The organism is Pyxidicoccus xibeiensis (genome assembly GCF_024198175.1).
Taxonomy (GTDB): Bacteria; Myxococcota; Myxococcia; order Myxococcales; family Myxococcaceae; genus Myxococcus; species Myxococcus xibeiensis.
The window spans coordinates 1,014,259-1,034,072 of the sequence record NZ_JAJVKV010000004.1 but is presented as its reverse complement, the minus strand read 5'-3'; the positions used below and the strand labels follow the sequence as shown (position 1 = coordinate 1,034,072).

The following is a 19,814-nucleotide window of genomic DNA, read 5'->3' as shown; positions in this document are numbered from 1 at the left end:
GCATGGGTCGCCCCTGGCGGGCGAGGCCCTGGGTGTCCCGGGGGAGAGCACGACATGGCGGGGTCCACGGTGGAGCCCAGGCTCAGCGATGACGGCGCGGTGCGGGCGGACGTGCCCGCGACAGGTGCCACCCGCGCCGTCTGGGAGGCGGTGATGCAGGGAGCAGTGGACGTCGCCGTCCGGGCCTACGAGGACCTGGCGGCGCCGCAGCGGGAGCGCGTGCTGGAGGAGTCCTCCGGCCTGCCCGCGCCCACGCGCTCCACGCTGGCGGACGTGCTGCGGCGGGCCCGGGACTTCGCGGGCGCGGCGCGGCTGCTGGAGGCGGACGGGGCGCACGCGGTGGCGGCGCCGCTGCACGAGCAGGCGGGGGCGCTGCGCCAGGCGGCCGAGGCGTGGCTGCGCGCCGGCGAGCAGGGCCGGGCGGCAGCGGCCTTCGAGCGCGCGGGCAGCTTGGAGCGCGCGCTGGAGCTGTACCTGGCGCTGGGGGCGCGCGAGTCCATGGCGCAGTGCCTCACGCGGCTGCAGCGGCCGCTGGAGGCCGCGGCGGTGTACCGCGAGCTGGGCAACGCGCACGCGGAGCTGGAGGCCCTGCGCGGGGTGCCGCCCGGGCATGCGCGGCGGCGCGAGGCGGTGCTGCGGATGAGCGCGCTGCTGGACGCGATGGGCGACTCGTGGCGGGCGCTGGTGCTGCTGGCGGACGCGCAGCGCGAGTCGGACGCGGCGCGCGAGGACAGCGCATTGCAGGCCGAGCACGGCCGGCTGCTGCGGCAGCTGGGGCTGGACGCGCATGTGGTGGAGCCCGAGCGCGCGCCGGTGCCGCTGGATGGCTACGAGTACCTCAAGGCCATTCCCATCTTCGGCGAGCTGCCGATGGAGGACATGAAGGACCTGTTCCGGATGGCGCAGCAGGTGCTCATCCCCGAGGACACCACGGTGCTGGAGAAGGGCGCGCGGGGCACGGGGCTGCTGGTGCTGCTGGACGGCACGGTGGACGTGTACAGCGGCCCGGGGGCGGATGCGCGGCTGCTCAACACGCTGGGGCCGGGGGCGTTCCTGGGCGAAATCTCGCTCATCCTGGACGGGGCCACGTCCGCGCACGTGAGGGCGCGCACGGCGGTGCGGGCGCTGCGGGTGACGCGGGTGGACTTCCAGCACTACCTGGACACGCACGAGGCGGCGGCGCTGCGCATCTACCGGCTCTTCACGCAGAACCTGGCGGAGCGCGTGCGCGCGCTGAGCGCGTAGGTGGGGAACCGCATGGCGGAATCACGCGGCACGAGCAGGGAGCGGGCCGTCCAGCTGGCCAGTGAGGGCAAGCTGGAGGAGGCGCTGGCCGAGTACCAGGGCGTGGCGAAGGGCGCCCCGGATGACGCGGAGGTCCGCCAGAAGGTGGCGGAGCTGTACGAGTGGCTGGGCCGCAAGCCGGAGGCCGCCGCCGCGTACGAGACGGCCGCGCTGGCCTGGACGAAGGCGGACCAGCCGCTGCGCGCGGTGGCCGCGTGTGTCGCGCTGACGCGCACCGGCGCGGCCCCCGCCGCGCGCACCCGCACCGCGAAGGTGTTGGCCGAGCGCTTCGCCCTGGCGCATCCGGCCGGGCCCGGCATCGGCGCCGCTTCCGGCGTGGGCGCCGGGCCGGGCCTGGGCACCGTGCCCGGCATCGGCGCGGTATCAGGAGCGGGCGCCGTGCCGGGCCTGGGCACCGTGCCCGGCATCGGCGCGGTATCAGGAGCGGGCGCCGTGCCGGGCCTGGGCGCCGCGCCAGGTCCGGGCGCAGTGAAGGGCACGCCCGCTCCCGCGGGGCCCGGCGCCTCGGTGCTCGCGCCGGTGCCGGAGGCCGAGGCCCCCGGCGCGGTGCCCATCCTGTCGCAGCTGGACCGGGAGGCCTTCGTCGCGCTGGTGGAGGTGCTGGAGGTGCGCGCCTTCTTCCCCGGCCAGGCGGTGGTGGAGGAAGGCAGGCAGGGCACCTCCATGTTCGCGCTGGTGGAGGGCCGGGCGGACGTGTCTCGCACGCTGGAGGGCGGCGAGCGCAAGGGGGTGGCCACCGTGATGCCCGGGGACTTCTTCGGTGAGCTGGCGCTCGTCTCCGAGGGGCCCCGCCTGGCCACCGTGACGGCCACCGAGCGCGCCGTGCTGCTGGAGCTGACGCGCGAGCGCATGGAGGCCGTGTCCGCGCGGCACCCCCAGGTGGGCGTCGCGGTGGAGGCCTTCTACCGCCGGCGCATGGTGGAGAACCTGCTGCGCAGCAACCCGCTGTTCACCAAGTTCACCCCGGAGCAGAAGGCCGCCGTGTCGCGCGACTTCCAGCTGCGCTCCGTGGCCAAGGGCGAGGCGCTGCTGACGCAGGGCCAGCCGGGCGACGCCTTCTACGTGCTGCTGCGCGGGCGCTGCACCCCGTGGCTGGAGCAGCTGCACGGGCGGCGCGTGGCGCTGGCGGAGCTGCGCGAGGGCGACGTCTTCGGCGAAATCTCCCTGCTGCTGGACAAGCCCGTGTCCGCCACCGTCCGCGCGGACGTGCCGGGCGTGGTGCTGCGCCTGGAGCGCGCCGCCTTCGAGAAGCACCTGCTCAGCCAGCCCGGCCTCAAGGGCATGCTGATGCGCATGGGCACCGAGCGCCTGCAGCGCACCGCCCAGGCGCTGGCCTCCGGCCGCGTCCTCCACGAGGGCGACCTGCGCGTCTGACGCGCCCACCCGCGCAAACGAGGACGCCCGGGCTCCCATGAGGGAGACCCGGGCGCCGGGACTGCTCGCGGCCCTGGCCGGTGGCGCTACGTCACCACCGGCCAAGAGCCCGCCACTACATCGAGTAGCCGAGCGTCAGGCCGAACACGTGGGCCTGGCCGCCGTACGTGCCGGTGGCGCCCGGCGCGTCGCTCTGCTTGTCGGACAGCGAGACGAACTGGTACGCCGCGTCCGCGCGCAGCGCGCCGAACGCGTAGCCCACGCCGCCCGTCACGGCGATGCGGTCCGAGTCCGGCAGGTCCGGCGTCAGCGTCTCGCGGGGGCTGGGCGTCGGGTCCGCGACGAAGCCGGCGCGCACGCTCAGCGCGTCCGTCACGCCGTACTCGGCGCCCAGGTGGAAGTTCCACGTCGCCCGCCAGCGCTTGGGCAGCGGGTTGTTGAGCGCCGGGTTGTCCGGGAACTCAATCGCCAGCTGCTGGAAGTCCGACCAGTCCACCAGGTTCGCATCGAAGGCCAGCTTCAGCCGCTCGATGGGCGTGAAGGCGATGCCCACCGCCAGCGACTGCGGCAGGGTGACGTCGCCCTGCACGCGGGTGTCCGAGGTGCGCGTCTGGAACTCCGCCGGCACGTTCTGGAAGTCCGCGTGGCCCTTGAACGTGAGGTCCATGGCGCTGCGGTAGTGCGCGCCCGCGGAGAGCAGCTTCGGCACCAGCTCCGCCTGGACGCCGGCGTTGAAGCCGACGCCCCACGCCGCGCCGCCCAGGTGGACGTTGCCCTCGGACTCCACGAAGTCCAGCGCGCGCTTGAGCTCCAGCGTGCCCCGGCCGATGTTGATGCCGGCGCCCAGCTTGAGGCGCTCGTGCACCTGGTACGCCACCGTGGGGTTGATGTTGTAGACGGCCATGGCCGACTCGCGGGCCCGGAAGCGGCCCGAGAAGTCATCCACCCAGCGGCTGCGCGCACCGAACGGCGTGTACACGCCCACGCCCACGGCCAGGCTGTCCATCACCTTGTAGGTGACGAACAGGTGCGGCGGCGGGGACAGCGTCGTCTTCTGCCCCTCCTCCGTCCCGCCCGTGCGGGTGAACTTCAGGTTGGGGAGGATGCCGGTGTCGCCCACCGTCACGTCCAGCTTCTTGTCACCCAGGATGTTGGCCGCGTTCGAGTAGATGGCCGACGAGTCGTCCAGCCACGCGACGGCCGCGTTGCCCATGCCCGTGGAGCGGGCGCTCTGGGTGTTGATCTGGAAGCCCGCCGCCTGGCTGGTGCCCGCGGCGAAAATCGCTACCAGGGAGAGTGTCTTCTTCATGGTGTGTTCTCCTCTCTCTCTGTGCGGTTACGGGATGGCCGGCGCGCCGGACTGCAGGAAGCCGGCGACCTGGCCCTGCGCCGCGTCGCGGACGGACTTGAGGAATGCGGCGGTCTGCGCGTCGGCGCCGGGGTCGAAGATGGCCAGGAAGCCGTGCTTGACGTCCGCCGGCAGCGGCGGGACGTCGAACATGTAGCTGGCCACCGAGCGCTGCGGGTTCTGGTTGGCGGCCGCCACCAGCTTGTCCGTCACCGGGTTGGGGATGACGTTGTCGCCCTTGATGTACTGGATGAACGCCTGGCGCTCGGCCGGCGCCGAGGGAGCGTTCTCCAGGTAGTAGCCGTAGTTCACGGGGTCCGCCGGGTCCAGGATGGTCCGGGCCAGGCCGATGAACTCGTCGAACTGCGGCGTGCCGGGGGTGCGGCCCAGGGGGGCGAGCGCGGCGAGGAAGCCGTTGCGGCGCGCGACGAAGACGGGGTTGGTGGCCGTCAGCAGCACGTCCACCAGGCCGCCGCCCGCGGCGTTGAGCGCCACATGGCGCATGCGCGGGGACACGGAGGCGGCCAGGGTGCCCTGCAGGCCGCCGAGGCTCTGGCCCACGTAGTCCACGCGGGTGCCGTTGAGGGTGCCGGCGCCGGCCGCGGCGAGGCGGCTGTTGATGCCGTCGCTGCCCAGCACGCGCGCCAGCTGCGCGAAGTCCACCACGCTGTGGCGGAAGTTGTCGCGCGTGGCGAACAGGTTGGTGAGGTTGAGGAAGTTCCAGCCGGAGACGACCGGCGCGGACGCACCGGCCTCCGACAGGAAGCGGCCGCCCTCGCACTTGCCCGTCGCGTTCACGCAGCGGCCCTGGCCCTGGGACTGGCACACCAGGTCGCCGTGGACGGCGGTGGGGTCCGTGGACGTGGGCGCCGGGTTGCAGGCGATGGCCGTGGTGGTGACGCAGCGGCCGAAGGTGGCGCTGCCCGGCGTGACGTCGCAGGTGCCCGCGGCGCAGGCCTCGTCCGGGTCGTCGATGACGGTGGGGTTGGCCGGGTCGCCGTACAGGATGGGCGCCTGCGGGGAGATGCCCGCGCAGCTGGTGCGGTCACCGTGGTAGACGGAGTCGATGGCCGCCACCGCGAAGCCGCTCGCGTTCAGCGTGTTGGCGACGACCAGCACGTTGCTGCGGTTGCCCGTCAGGCCGTGGCCGAAGACGACCACCGGGTAGCCGCCCTGGGGCGCCGGGGTGTTCGGCAGGAACAGCATGAACGGCAGCCGGTCGACGCGAGTCTCCGGCAGGGGACGGTTGAGCACGCCCTCCACGTCGCTGAGCATGTAGGGCGACAGGAAGCCGCCGACGAAGGCGCGGCCCACCGCCGCGTTGTCGAAGCCCAGGGCCTGCATGGTGGCCTTGAGGTTCGTCGTCTGGTCCGTCAGGTACTGCGGGTCGGCCGGCACGGCCAGGCGGGGGTCCGAGGGCGCCGCGTTCAGCTTCTCCAGGACGGCGCGGGTGCTCTGCGTGGTGAACGCCCACGCCAGGCTCACGTCCTGGCGCTTGATGCCATTGGCCTCCAGCGCGTCGAACAGGGGCTTCATGCCCGCGCGGATGGGCTCGAGCTGCTGGGCCAGGGAGTCGGGCAGCACGGACAGCTGGCTCCTGCCGTCCACGAAGATGGGGTTGGCCAGGCGCAGGATGGCCATGGCGGTGGCCGGCGCCACGACGCGGCCCTTCTGGTCCTTCATGGCCAGCGCCACCTTGCCCTCCGCGTTCCGGATGCGGCTCAGCATGACGGCGGCGTACTGGGTGGCCTCGTCGAGCGGGACCTCGGGGACCAGCTGCAGCTGCTGGGGCCCGGTGGAGGCCGTGCCGTCCGGCCTCTTGCTGGAGGCGCAGTCCAGGCACACGCGGACCTTGGGCGTCGTGCCCTTGTCGCGGTTGGTGAGCTTGACGAACTGCACCGTCGCGCCCATCACCACCGTGTTGGGGTCCAGCAGCGAGCCGTTGTCGATGGGGCCGAGGTTGGCGCCGTTCTCCGAGACGATGGGCGCCGTGGTGGACCAGCCGTCCAGGCTGTTGAGGCCACGGATGAGGTTCTTCTCCAGGTCGGAGGCGGTGGCGGGCGGCGTCGGCAGCCGCAGCGTCGCCGGGGCCGTCGCGGTGGCCGGGTTGCGCAGCAGGTCGTTGGGGAAGGGGATGACGGGCGCGACGGGGTCCGGGTTGAAGGACATCTCCGGCTGGTTCATCACCGTGAAGGTCCACAGCAGGACGATGTCATCCCGCTTGAGGTTCCACTTGGAGGCCGCCGCGTCGATGACGGGGCCGTAGTTGCGGCGCAGCTGCTCCAGCTGGAGCGCGGTGGCCGTCTGCTGGGCGATGCGCTCGGCGGGGTCCGTCGCGGTGGCGGGGATGAGCTCGGTGGCCGCGCGGCAGTTGCGGTCCGTCAGGTCCTCGCAAGTGACGAGCGGAACCTGCGAGCTGGCGAAGGCCCAGGTGGCGGAGGCGACGACCGGCTCGCCCTCGACAGTCTTGAGGCCGTTCTCACCGCCCACGAGCACCACCGCGTAGCGGCCGCCCTTGGGCCAGCCATTCGGCGCGAGGACGTTGATGCGCTGCGTGTCCTTGTTGTACGCGACGACGTAGTTGGGCGGCCTGGCCAGCGGCGAGCCCTCGTAGAGGTCCAGCACCTTCACCGTGTCCGTATTGACGGTATCGGGGTTCAGGTTCTTGACCTGGGTGCTCGCGCTCACCGCGGCGGGGAAGCCGTCGAGCGTGTTCAGGTAGTCGCGGGTGAACTCCTGCTCGGCGGCCGGCGCCTGCGGATTGATGGGCGCGTTGACCAGGCCCGTGGTCCGGTTGATGGCCAGGTCGTTCGGCGTCGGGACGATGGCCGGAGAGGCCGCGGGGTCGAACTCAGCGACGACGATTGCATTGGTGGGCGGTGGATCCTGAGCAATGTCCGGAGTACACGCCGCCACACCCAGGGCACAGGCCCCGAGGAACAACACCTTTCGCATGGGTAAAACCCCTCCGCGTCCTTAGGTGGACTGCTGGAAACGATTCCGTGGCGTAGCACGTCCCTTGGTTGCCCGGAAGACAAGCGACTTGACGCGTCGTGTCAGTGGTGATGGGGCGTGCGGGCGGATGAGACGGAGGGTCTCTGGCCCGCTGCGCGGCGCTCGGGTGCGGGCTACGTTGGGGGCATGAATCGACTGCTGAGTGTGCTGGTGGTGACCGCGGCCATGGTGGCGCACGCGGAGGAGGCCGGAGGGCTGACGTGGACGGCCCCGGCGGAGTGGGCGGCGCAGGGCGCGCGGCCCATGCGCGCGGCGACGTACAAGATTCCCGCGGCGAAGGGCGATGCGGAGGGCGGCGAGCTGGCCGTCTTCTACTTCGGCCAGGGCCAGGGCGGCGCGGTGGACGCCAACGTGAAGCGCTGGGTGGGCCAGTTCCAGACGGCGGACGGCAAGCCCGTGGACAAGCAGGCCAAGACGAAGACGGAGAAGGTCAACGGCCTGCCGCTCACCACGGTGGACGTGAAGGGCACGTACGCGGGCGGCGGGCCGATGATGGGCCCCTCCACGCCGAAGCCGGGCTACCGGCTGCTGGGCGCCATCGTCGAGGGCCCCGAGGGCGCCGTCTTCTTCAAGCTGACGGCCCCGGAGAAGACGGCGGCGGCCTCGGAGAAGCCCTTCCGCAAGCTGCTGGAGTCGGTGAAGAAGAAGTAGCAGTCGCGGGCGGCTACTTCGTCCCCTTGGCGGGCTTCACGGCGCTCTTCTGTGCCGTGGAGCCCTGCGCCGCGAGGGCCTTCTTCACGGCCGCGGCGTTGCGCTGCGCGGGGAGGTCCGGCATCAGGAGCACCTCGATGCGGCGGTTGCGCGCGCGGCCCTGCGGGGTGGCGTTGCCGGCGATGGGGCGCATCTCGCCGTAGCCGGCCGCCACCAGCCGGCGCGCGGGCACGCCGCCCTTGTCCTGGAGGAAGCGCACCACGTTCACCGCGCGCGCCACGGACAGCTCCCAGTTGGTGGGGAAGGTGGACTGCAGCTTCTGGGACGGCGGCGAGTCGTCCGTGTGGCCGGACACCTGGATGAACCGGTTCTCCACCTTCGCCAGCACGCCGCCCAGCCGCGTGAGCACCTCCTGACCGCGCGTGCTGATGCTCGCGTCGCCGGAGTCGAAGAGCACCTTGTCCACCAGGTCCACCTGGATGCGGCCCTCGCCCTGCGTCAGCCGGATGGCGCCGTCGGCGATTTCGGCCTTCATCTTGTCCTGGAGGTCGTCGTAGGTGGCCTTGAGCTTGGCCAGCTCCGCCTCCTGCTCCTGCACCGTCTGGCTCAGCTGCGCCTTCTCCGTGCTGAGCTGCTCCTTCTCGGTGGCCAGCTTCGTGCGCTCGGACTCCGCCGCCGCCAGCTTCTCCTCCGCCAGCTTGCGCGCGTTCTCCGCGTCGCGGGCGCGCGCGGCGGCCTCGTCGGCGGCCTGCTTGGACTGCTCGGCCAGGGCCTGCGCGGTGCGCGAGCTCTGGAGCGCCAGGTACATGACGCCGCCCGAGAAGAGCACCACCAGCGCCGTCACCAGCCAGGGAACCCACGTCTTTCCTCGCTGCTGCTGCCCGTGCTCTCGCGGCGACTCCGTCATGTCGTGACCTCCGAAGGGGGGAGTGGGCCCTCTTGGGGAAGAGGCCCTGTCTCCTTGCGTGCGGAAGGAGACCCGGGGATGCGCCCGGCACTCACCGTAGCGACAGCGCCCGGGTGCGCCTCAAGGCGCCCCGGGTGCGTGCAGGTATCTGGAGGTTCAACCTTGCAGCTGCGTCAGAATGGGAGCCAGGAGGGACGCACGCTGCGTGGGTCACTCAGCGCATGGGAGAGTTGCGCGCCCAGGTCGCCGAAGGCCTGGTCGTCCAGCCACATGGCCTCGATCTGCTGCTTGCCGAGCTTCACCTCGTGGCGCTTGCCGTTGGCGGCGGTGGCGACCACGGTGTCTCCGCCCGAGTACGTGACGCGGAAGGGCTCGCCCCAGATGCGCACCTGCTCGTCGAACTTCATGCCGGGGGGCACCTGGGTGGTGAGGTTGGTGCCGCGCGAGCCGGGCTGCTTCAGGTCGTCCATGAAGCCGCGCAGGAAGTCGCGCGTCACGCCGCGCGTCTGCGCATCGAGCGCGGGGTCCACCTTCGCGTCGTAGCCGAAGCCGAGCATGCTGTTGCCCTGCTTGGGGTTGGTGAGGTCCCAGGTGGGCACGCTGAGCATGAACTGGTTGGCGCGCGGCTGGGTGCGGTCCTTCCAGTCCTGCGCGTTGGTGGCGTTGTCCTTCAGCAGCGCGAAGCCGTTGAAGCCGTTCCACACCACGTCGTCGGTGTCGAGCTGGCCGGTGGGCAGCGGCCTGGGCGTGGCCTGGCCATTCACGGGGTGCGCGTTGCCTCGCGAGTAGAGCGACGCGCCAATCTGCGGCAGGTCGTTCTTGTTGTAGCCCATGGGCAGGTTGTCCAGCGTGCCGCCGTCCACCAGGTGCATGCGGCGGCCGGTGGTGGGGTCCACCACCTGCACGGGCTCGAAGACGCCGGGGATGGCCATGGAGGCGCGCATGGCGAGCGCCACCGGCGTGTCCGGCGTCGTCTCCTGGCTGAAGACGAAGATGCGGTCCTTCGCGCTCTTGAAGCCCTCGGGGCCCACCGCGGTGTCCATCGCCTTCGCGGCCACGAGCTGCAGGGGCACCTTCAGGTCCGCGAAGGTGACGGGGCGGTCCTTGATGCCCGTCAGTTCGCGCAGCTTCTGGTCGAAGAGGTCATACGCGGCCTGGCCATCCAGGAGGCCGCCGTCCTTCAGGTCGAAGTCGAAGTCGTAGAGCTTGCCCAGGCGCGGGTCCTTCGCCACGTCCTCCAGCTGCTTCGGCGTGGCGCCGGTGGCGGCGAGGGCCGCGGCGATGGAGCCGGCCGACGTGCCCGTCAGGCTCACCGGCACCACGCCCAGCTCCTGCATCTCGCCAATCATCGCCGCGTAGCGCTTGCCCTTGCCGCCGCCGCCCTCGAGGCTGAGGTGCACGCCGATGGGCTCGCCGCCCTGCACGGGCATGCCGGCCGCCTCGCGGGCCTTCGCCACGGACGCCGTGTACCGGGCGGCCTTCGTCGCGTCGCCGCCGGAGATGAAGTCCAGGGGCGCGGGCGGCTTCGTCACCGGCGTGCCGGCGGGGAACTTGCTGGCGTGCAGCTGGCCGTTGGGGACTTCCTTCGCCATGAACTGCGGATCCACCCACAGCGAGCCCGGGCGGGGCGCGGTGGCGCGGGTGTAGCCGGACGTCTTCGTCAGCTCGGCCTCGGCCTTCGCGAGCGCGGCCTTCACCTCGGCGTGGCGCGGGTGGGTGGCGGGGAGCAGGTCCAGCTCCAGGCCCAGCGCGCGCACCTTGGAGAGCGAGTCACGGAAGCCCTGCGTCTGGGCGACGAGCTGCTTGCCCTGCGCGTCGTCGATTTTCGGCGGGAGGACGCGCTCGAGGACCTTGCGCAGGTCGCCCAGGTCCACGTCGAGCAGCTTGTCGAAGGGAATCTGGAGCGGCTTGCCGGTGAGGGTGATGCCCGCCCACGGCTTGTCTCCGGAGCCGAGCATGCCCGGCGGCTTCGGCAGGCCGAGGCGGCCGAGGTCGGGGAGGCGGGCCTCGAAGCCGTCGACGAGCTGATCCGCCTTGCGGGCCACGTTCTGGAGGCCCTGACCCAGCTTGGAGAGGAGGTCGTTCTTCTCTGCCTTGCGCGGGGCCTGCGGGACGGGCGCCTCCGGGGCGCGCCTGGGGGCGGCCGGGACGGAGGAGGAGGGGGGCTTCACGCTCATGGTGAGGAGGCTCCGGGAGGACGACCTGGGGGAGTGTAGCGGGATTATCGCGCGTACCTTGTCGCAGGTTGTGTGTCCTGCTTTCGGGACGCGGCTTTGCGTCGGCAAGCCCCTTGCTATGGCTGATCCGCGAGGCCCCAGCGCCTTGGTTTCCGGAGGCATTCCGTGACGAGTTGCCGAAGTCCCCAGCTCCAGTCCCTCATTGTTCGCGCGGTGACGCTCTTCCCCGAGGACACGGTCCTCTCCGCACTCCAGGTGATGCATCACCACGGAGTTCACGTGCTGCCGGTGGTGGACGGCAGGGGTGGAGAGCTGCTGGGCGAGGTGACGGAAGGGGAGCTGCAGCGCCTCTCGGCGTCCGCGCCCCTGGCCCGGCTGGCTGAAATTCTGACCGTGAAGGCACTGAGCGTCCCGGAAGAAACGACGGTGCTTCCGTACGAGCCGGCGCTGTCCGACGCCTCGCCGCGCTGGCTGCACTGAGCGCGGAGAGCCCGGGCCCGTTCACTGGCGGACGTGAGCGCCGATGGGCACGGTGGCAGGCCCCCGGCTTCAAGGGGCGGGCATTTCATGGCCGGCGCCTTCACGGGTGCCGCCAGGCGGACGCAGATGCCCCCTGCGGTGTTTGCGCTTTCTCACCCGAGCAGTTGGGATGAGGAATGCTCATGCGCTCCGCCCTCTCGTCTCCGTGTCTCCTGGGGCTGACCGCGCTGCTGCTGGCGTGCGCATCCTCTACTCCCGCGACGCAGGTCGTGGCTGGCGCGGAAATCACTGCCACGTGTGAGCGCCCGGGCGCAGACCAGTGCGTCACCCTGGGCTGTGACGAAGGCTGGTGCGCCTTCTTTCGCTGCGAAGACCTCGCGCCGCAGGTAGCACCAGCGAACATGCCCGCTGCGCGGCCTCCGCTGCGCAGGGGCTGGGGCGTGCGCCTGGGAATACGCAGTAGCGCCCAGCCGGTGATGACCTTCCAGTGGCGCCCCGATGTCCAGGTGCGCCCGGTCTTCCAGCTCCCGGCGGGTCGGTTCGTCAGGCACCACATCTTTCCCCAGGCCCCTGACCTCGCCCTCTACTTCCAGCGGGCGGGCATCAAGATTCACGACTTCACACTGCTCATCCCGGAGTACGTCCACTGGCGCATTCACGGCGGCGGGCCACGAGGAGGACGCTGGAATCAGGCCTGGGCGGACTTCATCAAGGCCCACCCGCGTCCTCCTCCGCCAGAGGTCATCTACCGCCATGCCGGCGAGCTGATGTTCCGCTTTGAGCTGACCGGGAAGGTCATGCCCTACTACAGCCGGTGACGGCAGCCGCGTGAGGAGGAAGGGCGTTTGAGGTTCTACCAGGTCGAAGAGGACAGGGCGGCGGGCTACACGGGCGACCTGCGTGCCGTTCCCAGATGGGGGTTCCCTGGCATCACTGCCTGTCCCGGGTGTGGCGCGGGCGGTGGCCAGGCGGGCCTCCAGTATCCCTGTGTCGACCTGTCGAGCCTGCCCGAGCTTGAGCGCAAGGAGCTCGAAGACCCGGGCCGGCAGGTCGGCTTCGAGGACTTCCTCCGGCTCAGGGAACGGGTGCGGCCCCACGCACCCGGCTGGGCCCGCCTCGAGCCCGGCGCGGACTTCGGCCCGCTGACAGGCACAGCCAGTGGCACCTTCGGCCCACTCTTCATGCAGAACCCCTGGTCGCTCTACCTCCGCCGCGAGGCGCTGGAGCAGCTTCAAGGCGTGGGCGTGCGCGGGTTGACGGGCTGCCCACTCGCCGTGCGCTTTCGCGAGAAAAGCCCTCCCGGCCTGCTCGCGTTGCAGCTCGAGCTCCACGGACGCTTCCATCCGGACTGCCTGCCGCCGGACCGCACTCCTCCGTGCCCGAAGTGCGGAAGCGTCCGTCACGCGATGCCAGAGCCCCCCATCCTCGATGCGGCCTCCCTGCCGGAGCACACGGACCTGTTCCGGCTCGACGCCTGGACGACCCTGATTGTCGCAAGCCAGCGCTTGGTGGAGGCCGTGCAAAGGCTCGCGCTGGATGGCGTCAGCTTCCGTGAGCTGAGGGTGCGGTAAATCAGCGCGAGGCCCGGCTCACTCGAAGGCCGGGAGGGCGTCCATGGTGGCTGGTGGACGTTCTACCGCCTGGGAATCTCTTCCAGCCAACACCCATTCCGAGTGACTGGCGGCTGGCTGACGGCTCGGACTTGAGGGCGGGCTGCAATCCTACGTCGAGTCCACAGCCTGTAACCGGTGGCCCCCGGGCCTACAGGCGTTCATTTCAGGGGGGCGGAGGAGGCGTGGCATGAAGGCGGTCGCAATCATCCTCGCTGCGGGTGAGGCCCGGCGGATGGCCCATCCCAAGGCACTCATCGAACACGAAGGGGGAAAGAGCTTCCTCCAGTCCCTGGCGTCCACCTTTGGCAAGGCGGGCTGCTCGGTGCTGGCGGTGGTCGGAAAGGACTCCGAGGTGGTGCGCGAGCAGCACCCGGGGCTGGACATGGTGGAGGCCGAGCGGTGGCAGGAAGGGCTGCTGGTCTCCGTGAAGACGGGGCTGGAGGCCGCGCTGGAGGCGGGTGCGGACGTCGTGCTCCTGCACCCGGTGGACATGCCCGCGCTCCGGGCCTCCACGCTCAAGTCCCTGCTCAAGCTGGTGGGCGAGACGGACGAGCTGCTGCGTCCGGAGTTCGAGAGTGCGCCGGGCTGGCCCCTGGTGCTCTCCCGCGCCGCCGCCGAGCGGCTGCGCACCGCCGAGGGCGCGCAGCTGGAGCCCGCGCTGACGGCACTGAAGCTGCGGCGGGTGCCGGTGAAGGACCCCGGCGTGGTGGTCAACATCAACACGCCCGAGACGTATGAGCGGCTCTTCGGCACCGCGCCGAAGCTGGCGCCTCCGCCCAAGCGTCGCGGGAAGCGGACGGGAGGCTCCACCACGGTGGGGGACATCGGCGGCTCGGCGGTGCCCATGGCCGCGGCGTCCGACGAGTAGGTCTTTCAGGGCCGGAGCTCCCCACCCGGGTGGCTCCGGCCTGGAGTGTCTTCTCTTCCCAGCGGCGACCTGGCCCGGGACACCGCCCACGGCGGACCCGGGCCCGCGCGCCGCCGGACTTCAGAACGTCAGTCCGAGCCCCGCGTAGGGGCCCGCGAAGCCCTCGGCGTGCTCCACGTCGTCCACGTGGCCGGCATCGTTGAGGTACAGCCCGCGCCAGCCGCCTCGCATGTTGAAGGCGCCCAGGTGCAGGGCCAGGCCGGCCTGCGCATCCACCTGCCGGTGCGGGAAGGGCGTGGCCTGCAGGCGCGCCTCCACGTCCACTGGCGAGCGGCCGATGCACGCCTCCACCGAGGCGCCGAAGCTGGGGCCCACGAAGAGGACATGCGGCGCATGCGCGCTGGCCACACCGGCCTCCACGCGCACGCGGCCGCGGTCTCCCGCCCACAGCGCCGCGGTGACGTGCGCGCTCAGCAGGCTGATGCGGTCCAGCTCGTCCGAGCCGTCATCCGCCGGCAGCACCAGGCCGGTGTAGCGCGTGTCGAGTCCCATGCGCCGTCCCTCCATCGCCATGGACAGCCCCATGGCCCCGCCGTCGCCGAGCAGGTCTCCCTGCACACCCAGGCGGACGAGCAGGGGCACGGCCTCGTGCCGCTCCTTCCGCACCCGGGTGAGGGCCACCACCGGGCGCGGCCGGGGGGCGAGGATGGCGCCCGCCACGACGAGGTCCACCAGGGGACGGCGCGCCACCACCACGCGGCGCCTGCGCCGGGGGGCGTCGTCATCGTCGTCCTTCGGCTCCTGCTGGACGGGTGTGGCCCGGTGCGTGCGGGGCCGCTCGTCCCGCGACGGGCGCGAGCCCCCGTCCTTGTTGCCCCCCGACGAGGAGGAGCGCTTGCCGAAGCGCGCCTCGGCGGAAGCAGAACCCAGGAGGACACCGGCCGCGAGCGCGGCGCACAGCAGGGACTTCACAGAGGGCACGGGCCTCTCCTCTTCTCTGGACTCGGGAACCGGGGGATTCAACCGTCTTCCCGGGGTGGGATTCCATGGGCCCCCGGGAGGTGCCTGTCGTCGCCCAACATCTCCTGTGCGCCGCCGGACAGGCCCTCCTCCGGGGCGCGGGGCGACTGACCGCGGGTGGACCCTCGAGCCCCGCCGAACGTGCAGCAAGACGCGCGCTCCTGGAAGCTCCCGCCTCGCGGTTGCAGCAGCAGCCGGTGTCGCCGGGTCATCAGGCCCGCGCCGCCAGGGCTCCGGGGGCCTGTAATATCTGCATGATTCCGCCATGCAGATGCTCATGGTCCGACAGTGAGCCCCCGACGCGTGACGCGGATGCACGACTCACGTGCCTCACGCGAAAAGAGCGGCTAGGGTGGCTGTCGTGACCCAGGTGTCAGCGCGCTCCACGGTCCTCCTCGTCGAGGACGATCCGGACCTCCGGGGGGCGATGGCGGAGGCCCTCCGCGACGAGGGACATGAGGTGGTGCTGGCCCTGGATGGGGAGGAGGGGCTGCGGTTGCTCACCGCGCTCGAGACGCCCTGCCTGGTGCTCATCGACCTGGAGACGCCGCTGGTGCGCGGCAGCGTCCTGGTGGAGCGGCTGAGGGCGGACGCGCGCTTCAATCGGACGCGGGTGGTGGGGTTGACGGGAGACCCGCAGCCCGTGCCACCCGGCGTGGCGGCCCTGCTGCGCAAGCCCGTCAGGTTGGAGACGCTGCTGACCATGGTGCGGCGGCACTGCCCGGGTCAGGACGCCGCCACCGGGAGCGGCAGCTAGTACGTCAGCCCCGCGCCGAAGAAGGGGCCATGGAACGTGTCCACGTGGGTGACGCCGTCCACGAGGCCCGCGTCATCCAGCACCATGCCCCGGTAGCCGCCGCGCAGCACCAGCGCGCCCAGGTGCAGCGCCAGCGCGGCGCTCGCGTCCACCTGCCGGTAGGGGAAGGGCGTGGCCTGCACCCGCGTCTCCACGTCCAGCGGGCCGCCGATGCACGCCTCCAGCGACATGCCCATGCTGGCGCCGACGAAGTCGATGTCCGGCGCGCTGGCGGTGCTCACCCCGGCCTCCGCGCGCAGCCGCACCCGCTCCAGCGAGACGAGCGCCCACGTCAGGTGCGCCTCCACCAGGGAGATGGTGTCCGAGCCCTCCGAGCCGTCATCCGTGGGCAGCCCCAGGCCGGTGAGGCGCGCGTCCACGCCGAAGCGCCGGCCCTCCAGGCCGATGAACAGGTCCACCGCCCCGCCACCGCCCAGCGGCCCACCCTGCGCGCCCAGGCGGAAGGACAGCGGCGCCGCGTGACGCTCGCGCACCAGCTCGCCGTCGGGCCCCGGCTCGGGCGCCACCGACAGCCGGTGGTTGCCGCCGGAGAAGATGAAGGCGAAGAAGTTCACCGCGTTCACCGTGTCACCCACCGGGTCGCTCACGTAGTGGTGGCCGTCCGAGTGGGAGTCGTCGTCGTCGTCGTCCTCGTCGTCACCGCCCGAGTCCTCCTCGCCCACCGGGGTGGCCTCGTGCGTGTTGGACTCGCTCGGCTTCGAGCGCTTGCCGAAGCGCGCCTCGGCGGGGGTGGCGCCCAGGAGGAGCCCGAGTGCGAGCGTCGCACACAGCAGGGAACGGAGTGGGGACACGGTTCTGCTCCTCGGTGGGGACCGGGAAAGGGCTGGCGAAATCCTGGACGCCCGCCCGGCCGCTTTATTCATCCGCCCCGTGGGGCTATGGGGGGACGCCATGGACTCCGCCCCGGCGGCGGGTGTGGGCCCCTCCCCCGCCTCCTCCCTCTTCGAGTACCGCGACTTCCGACTGTACCAGGTCGCGCGCTTCGTCCTCACGCTCGGCACGCAGATGCAGTCGGTGGCGGTGGCGTGGCACGTCTACAGCCTCACCCAGCGCCCCCTGGACCTGGGGCTCGTGGGGCTGGCGCAGTTCCTCCCCGCGCTGCTGCTGTCGCTCGTCACCGGGTACACGGCGGACCGGTTCGACCGGCGCAAGGTGCTCCTGTGCTGCTACGCCACCCTGGGGCTGGGCGCGGCGCTGCTGTGGGCGCTGGACGCCTCCGGCAGCCGCTCGGTGTGGCCGCTGTATGGCGTGCTGGTGCTGCTGGGCACCGCGCGGGCGTTCTCCGGCCCCGCCGCGCAGTCGCTCGTCACGCACCTGGTGCACCCCAGCCACCTGGCGCGCGCGGTGGCGTGGAACTCCACCACCTTCGAGGTGGCCACCATCGCCGGCCCCGCGGTGGGCGGCGTGCTGTACGGCGTCATCCACGCCCGCGGCGTCTACGCGCTGTGCCTGGGGCTCTTCGTGACGGCGACCCTGATGCTGGCGCGCATGCACGTGCGCACCGGGCGCATGGACCGCGAGGACGGCTCGTGGGAGCGGCTGGTGGCGGGCCTGCGCTTCGTGTGGAACCGGAAGGTGGTGCTGGGCGCCATCTCGCTGGACCTGTTCGCGGTGCTGCTGGGCGGGGCGGTGGCGCTGATGCCCATCTACGCCCGCGAGGTGCTGCACACCGGCTCCTGGGGCCTGGGCCTGCTGCGCAGCGCGCCCGCGGTGGGCGCGGCGGTGACGGCGGTGGCGCTGGCCCACTTCCCGCTCCAGCGGCGCACGGGCGTGGTGATGCTGGCGTGCGTGGCGCTGTTCGGCGTGGCCACGGTGGTGTTCGGCCTGTCGACGAACCTCTTCGTGTCCATGGTGGCCCTGGCGGTGCTGGGGGCCGCGGACATGGTGAGCGTGGTGACGCGGATGACGCTGGTGCAGCTGGCCACGCCGCCGGAGATGCGGGGCCGGGTGAGCGCCGTGAACATGGTGTTCATCGGCGCCTCCAACGAGCTGGGCGAGTTCGAGTCCGGCCTCACCGCCGAGTGGTTCGGCGCCGTGCCCGCCGTCATCCTCGGCGGGCTGGGCACGCTGGCGGTGGTGGCGCTGTGGGCCTGGCGCTTCCCGGAGCTGCGCCGCATCGACCGCGTGGACGAGGTGCGGGCCTCCGGAGCCTGAGGGCGGAGCCTGAGGGCGGCGCCTGAGGGCGGAGCATGAGGGGGCGTGACGCCGTGCCCTCCTACTGGGCCGGGCTGTACTTCTGGGTGCACTCGCTCGGGGACTTCGGCCGGCACTCGTACGTGCACGCGAGCGCGCCGCACTCCCAGGCGCAGACCTCCCGTGCGCTCGCGGGCAGCCCGTCACACGGGCTGCGCAGGTAGACGGTGACGGGCTCGGGGTGGAGGAAGCCCGCGGCGTCCCTGCAGGACTCGAAGTCGCCGTCGCCCAGCACGCGGGAGCCGTCGTTCACCGCGCACCGGGGCGGGAGGGAGGTGTTGCCGCCCGGCTCGCACGGCCCCACGGTATTCGCCAGGCAGAGGCGGCTGCTGTTGGCGCAGATGCGCGAGGACAGGTGGGCGTCCCCGGACACCCAGTCCCGGCCGTGGCAGGCGTGGACGTTCTTGTAGACGACGCCCGTGAAGCTCGGCTGGGCGTAGTAGGGCTTCAGGGTCTGCGGGTCCAGCAGCACCTCCGTCGCCAGCGCGTCGGCGTCGAAGAGGTTGCCGTAGAAGGCGCCCTCGCGGAAGGTGAAGGCGCCGAAGGGGGCCGCGGGGTACTTGCTGGCCGCGCTGGACCAGGCCTGCGGCCACACCCACGTGCCGGGCGGCGTGGCGCGGCTGTAGGGCGCGGACATGACGCTGTAGCTGCCCGACGCGGGGCAGGTGAAGGTGACGCTGGGGGTGATGCCTCCGCAGTTGTTGTGGTCCGTCTCCGCCAGGCGCCCCGCGCGCGAGCAGCCCGCCGGCTCCCGGCACACGCGCAGCACGCGGTCTCCGCTGAGCTTGCCCAGCTGGCCGGTGCAGGTGTCCGGGTAGGGCGCCCCCGCGGCCAGCATCACCTCCGCGCCCGGGGTGCAGGTGCCCACGCCCTCGCCCACCCAGCCACACTCGGCCGTCAGGCCGGCGGCTCCGGCGGGGCAGGGCAGGAACATGGGGCTCCACTCCACGGAGAGGCCGGAGGGGTTGAGGCGCGCGGGGGCCGTCGGGTGCTCACCGCGCAGGGACACCTCCACCGCGAGGCCGTAGGCGTTGTTGCGCGCCAGCAGGCAGCCCGTCACGTAGCCCTGGCACGTCAGGCTGGGGGCGCCGAACTCCCACTCCGGACACAGGCCCGCCTTGCCCGTGAAGATGTACCCCACGCCCCGGCGGTCCCACCACGACACCGTGCGGCCCGTCGGCAGGGCGCACTGCACCAGGTAGTTCATCACGTCGCGCGCCCAGGGGTCCTCGAGCTGGTGCCTGAGGCTGGGGTGGGTGGCGAAGGCCGAGCTGCTCAGGGGCCCGGAGGCGAGTGCCCGCAGCGAGGCACGGTTGGCGGTGAGCGCGTTGCGGGCCAGGGAGTGGGTGGACAGCGAGTTCAGGATGCGGATGCCGGGCTCGGCCGCGGCCCGCGACGCCGGGAAGAGCAGCGCGGACACGCACACGAGCAGGGCCAGCAGGGGCCACGAGGGAACACGGAGGACGCGGGACGGCATGGGGAGGACCTCGACGGGCGGCAGGGGACGTTGCGGTACGCGGTAGCACGAGGCGGGCCGGACCCGGGCCCTCCGTCCTTTCGCGGGGTTGCACCCGCGCAACGGGCCTGCTGTTGCTCCGGGGGCCACAGCGCCCGCGAGGGTGTGGACGCGGGAGCAACCGCCACGCTCAGCGCCGCGCCACCTTCTTGCCCTTGAGGGCGCGCCGGGCGTCGGGCCGGCCCTGGGAGGCCTGGGCCTGGGGAGGGGCGCACGTGGCGGGGGCCGTCACCGCGGCGAGCGCGGACTGGTGCTGCTGCTCCAGCGTCCGCAGCCGCAGCGCCTGGGCATCGCGCAGCGCCTGGAGCTCCGCGACGCGGGCCTCGGACTCGGCCGCCTCGCGCGAGAGCTGCTCGTTGCGCTCCACCAGCGCGGAGATGGAGCGCGAGCCCGCCCAGGCCCCCGTCGTGGCGAGCGCCACCGCGCCCACCAGCATGCCCCAGGGCAGCCACGCCCGGCGACGCCACGTCGACTCACTCCGCCGTGTCGCTTCCATGCCCGAGAGGTTAGCGGCCTCCCGGGGGTAGGCC

At 72.2% G+C, this 19,814-nt stretch carries 17 protein-coding genes; 9 read left to right on the top strand and 8 right to left on the bottom strand.

Annotated elements, in window-relative coordinates; translation table 11 throughout:
* Positions 1 to 54: 54 nt before the first annotated feature.
* Together LXT23_RS22090 and LXT23_RS22085 are read left to right on the top strand one after the other, a co-directional pair.
* On the top strand, positions 55 to 1,245 hold the full coding sequence (locus LXT23_RS22090) for a cyclic nucleotide-binding domain-containing protein (protein WP_253982202.1): 1,191 nt from the start codon (positions 55 to 57) through the stop codon (positions 1,243 to 1,245).
* A 12-nt stretch (positions 1,246 to 1,257) separates the two neighbouring features.
* Positions 1,258 to 2,679, top strand: a complete 1,422-nt coding sequence (locus tag LXT23_RS22085) for a cyclic nucleotide-binding domain-containing protein (protein WP_253982201.1) — start codon at positions 1,258 to 1,260, stop codon at positions 2,677 to 2,679.
* Positions 2,680 to 2,794: 115 nt separating this feature from the next.
* Here the strand turns inward: LXT23_RS22085 and LXT23_RS22080 are convergent, their stop codons facing one another.
* Positions 2,795 to 3,988 carry an OmpP1/FadL family transporter gene (locus LXT23_RS22080; protein WP_253982200.1) on the bottom strand — a complete coding sequence of 398 codons (1,194 nt, stop codon included), beginning with the start codon at positions 3,986 to 3,988 and terminating at the stop codon, positions 2,795 to 2,797.
* A gap of 27 nt (positions 3,989 to 4,015) precedes the next feature.
* Positions 4,016 to 6,982, bottom strand: coding sequence for a hypothetical protein (locus LXT23_RS22075; protein WP_253982199.1), 2,967 nt, complete (start codon positions 6,980 to 6,982; stop codon positions 4,016 to 4,018).
* 186 nt (positions 6,983 to 7,168) lie between these two features.
* Here LXT23_RS22075 and LXT23_RS22070 point away from each other — a divergent pair, with 186 nt between their 5' ends.
* Complete coding sequence (locus tag LXT23_RS22070) at positions 7,169 to 7,693, top strand: hypothetical protein (RefSeq protein ID WP_253982198.1); 525 nt, start codon at positions 7,169 to 7,171, stop codon at positions 7,691 to 7,693.
* Between the two features lie 13 nt (positions 7,694 to 7,706).
* Here LXT23_RS22070 and LXT23_RS22065 read toward each other — a convergent pair whose 3' ends face one another.
* Both LXT23_RS22065 and LXT23_RS22060 read right to left on the bottom strand, forming a co-directional pair.
* Positions 7,707 to 8,600 (bottom strand): OmpA family protein, encoded by an 894-nt coding sequence (locus LXT23_RS22065; RefSeq protein ID WP_253982197.1) that lies wholly within the window; start codon positions 8,598 to 8,600, stop codon positions 7,707 to 7,709.
* 173 nt (positions 8,601 to 8,773) lie between these two features.
* Positions 8,774 to 10,777 (bottom strand): patatin-like phospholipase family protein, encoded by a 2,004-nt coding sequence (locus LXT23_RS22060; protein WP_253982196.1) that lies wholly within the window; start codon positions 10,775 to 10,777, stop codon positions 8,774 to 8,776.
* Between the two features lie 165 nt (positions 10,778 to 10,942).
* Here LXT23_RS22060 and LXT23_RS22055 point away from each other — a divergent pair, with 165 nt between their 5' ends.
* The 4 genes from LXT23_RS22055 to LXT23_RS22040 all read left to right on the top strand — a co-directional run bounded on the left by LXT23_RS22055 (position 10,943) and on the right by LXT23_RS22040 (position 13,738).
* Positions 10,943 to 11,257, top strand: a complete 315-nt coding sequence (locus LXT23_RS22055; RefSeq protein WP_253982195.1) for a CBS domain-containing protein — start codon at positions 10,943 to 10,945, stop codon at positions 11,255 to 11,257.
* A gap of 182 nt (positions 11,258 to 11,439) precedes the next feature.
* A complete protein-coding gene (gene sitA6 / locus LXT23_RS22050) occupies positions 11,440 to 12,075 on the top strand; it encodes a SitA6 family polymorphic toxin lipoprotein (RefSeq protein WP_253982194.1) in 636 nt (211 codons plus the stop codon).
* A 27-nt stretch (positions 12,076 to 12,102) separates the two neighbouring features.
* On the top strand, positions 12,103 to 12,828 hold the full coding sequence (gene sitI6 / locus LXT23_RS22045; protein ID WP_253982193.1) for a SitI6 family double-CXXCG motif immunity protein: 726 nt from the start codon (positions 12,103 to 12,105) through the stop codon (positions 12,826 to 12,828).
* A 229-nt stretch (positions 12,829 to 13,057) separates the two neighbouring features.
* Positions 13,058 to 13,738: a nucleotidyltransferase family protein gene (locus LXT23_RS22040; RefSeq protein WP_253982192.1), complete on the top strand. Its 681-nt coding sequence runs from the start codon at positions 13,058 to 13,060 to the stop codon at positions 13,736 to 13,738.
* A 120-nt stretch (positions 13,739 to 13,858) separates the two neighbouring features.
* On the opposite strand, the gene LXT23_RS22035 is transcribed toward LXT23_RS22040, so the two are convergent.
* On the bottom strand, positions 13,859 to 14,719 hold the full coding sequence (locus LXT23_RS22035; protein WP_253982191.1) for a hypothetical protein: 861 nt from the start codon (positions 14,717 to 14,719) through the stop codon (positions 13,859 to 13,861).
* A gap of 391 nt (positions 14,720 to 15,110) precedes the next feature.
* On the opposite strand from LXT23_RS22035, the gene LXT23_RS22030 reads away from it, so the two are divergent.
* Entirely contained in the window at positions 15,111 to 15,515 is a 405-nt protein-coding gene (locus LXT23_RS22030; RefSeq protein ID WP_253982190.1) for a response regulator, read from the top strand.
* On the opposite strand, the gene LXT23_RS22025 is transcribed toward LXT23_RS22030, so the two are convergent.
* Positions 15,512 to 16,366 carry a hypothetical protein gene (locus LXT23_RS22025; protein WP_253982189.1) on the bottom strand — a complete coding sequence of 285 codons (855 nt, stop codon included), beginning with the start codon at positions 16,364 to 16,366 and terminating at the stop codon, positions 15,512 to 15,514. The genes LXT23_RS22030 and LXT23_RS22025 overlap by 4 nt on opposite strands.
* 100 nt (positions 16,367 to 16,466) lie before the next feature.
* Between LXT23_RS22025 and LXT23_RS22020 the strand changes: the two genes are divergently transcribed.
* Entirely contained in the window at positions 16,467 to 17,729 is a 1,263-nt protein-coding gene (locus LXT23_RS22020; protein ID WP_253982188.1) for an MFS transporter, read from the top strand.
* Positions 17,730 to 17,790: 61 nt separating this feature from the next.
* On the opposite strand, the gene LXT23_RS22015 is transcribed toward LXT23_RS22020, so the two are convergent.
* Together LXT23_RS22015 and LXT23_RS22010 are read right to left on the bottom strand one after the other, a co-directional pair.
* Positions 17,791 to 19,245 (bottom strand): hypothetical protein, encoded by a 1,455-nt coding sequence (locus tag LXT23_RS22015; RefSeq protein WP_253982187.1) that lies wholly within the window; start codon positions 19,243 to 19,245, stop codon positions 17,791 to 17,793.
* Positions 19,246 to 19,414: 169 nt separating this feature from the next.
* Positions 19,415 to 19,780, bottom strand: coding sequence for a hypothetical protein (locus LXT23_RS22010; protein WP_253982186.1), 366 nt, complete (start codon positions 19,778 to 19,780; stop codon positions 19,415 to 19,417).
* Positions 19,781 to 19,814 lie beyond the last annotated feature (34 nt).

Coding starts and splice junctions, on each gene's coding strand:
- sitA6 (WP_253982194.1), top strand. CDS start 11,440: ATGCGCTCCGCCCTCTCGTCTCCGTGTCTCCTGGGGCTGACCGCGCTG.
- LXT23_RS22080 (WP_253982200.1), bottom strand. CDS start 3,988: ATGAAGAAGACACTCTCCCTGGTAGCGATTTTCGCCGCGGGCACCAGC.
- LXT23_RS22060 (WP_253982196.1), bottom strand. CDS start 10,777: ATGAGCGTGAAGCCCCCCTCCTCCTCCGTCCCGGCCGCCCCCAGGCGC.
- LXT23_RS22010 (WP_253982186.1), bottom strand. CDS start 19,780: ATGGAAGCGACACGGCGGAGTGAGTCGACGTGGCGTCGCCGGGCGTGG.
- LXT23_RS22085 (WP_253982201.1), top strand. CDS start 1,258: ATGGCGGAATCACGCGGCACGAGCAGGGAGCGGGCCGTCCAGCTGGCC.
- LXT23_RS22040 (WP_253982192.1), top strand. CDS start 13,058: ATGAAGGCGGTCGCAATCATCCTCGCTGCGGGTGAGGCCCGGCGGATG.
- LXT23_RS22065 (WP_253982197.1), bottom strand. CDS start 8,600: ATGACGGAGTCGCCGCGAGAGCACGGGCAGCAGCAGCGAGGAAAGACG.
- LXT23_RS22015 (WP_253982187.1), bottom strand. CDS start 19,245: ATGCCGTCCCGCGTCCTCCGTGTTCCCTCGTGGCCCCTGCTGGCCCTG.
- LXT23_RS22090 (WP_253982202.1), top strand. CDS start 55: ATGGCGGGGTCCACGGTGGAGCCCAGGCTCAGCGATGACGGCGCGGTG.
- LXT23_RS22075 (WP_253982199.1), bottom strand. CDS start 6,982: ATGCGAAAGGTGTTGTTCCTCGGGGCCTGTGCCCTGGGTGTGGCGGCG.
- LXT23_RS22020 (WP_253982188.1), top strand. CDS start 16,467: ATGGACTCCGCCCCGGCGGCGGGTGTGGGCCCCTCCCCCGCCTCCTCC.
- LXT23_RS22070 (WP_253982198.1), top strand. CDS start 7,169: ATGAATCGACTGCTGAGTGTGCTGGTGGTGACCGCGGCCATGGTGGCG.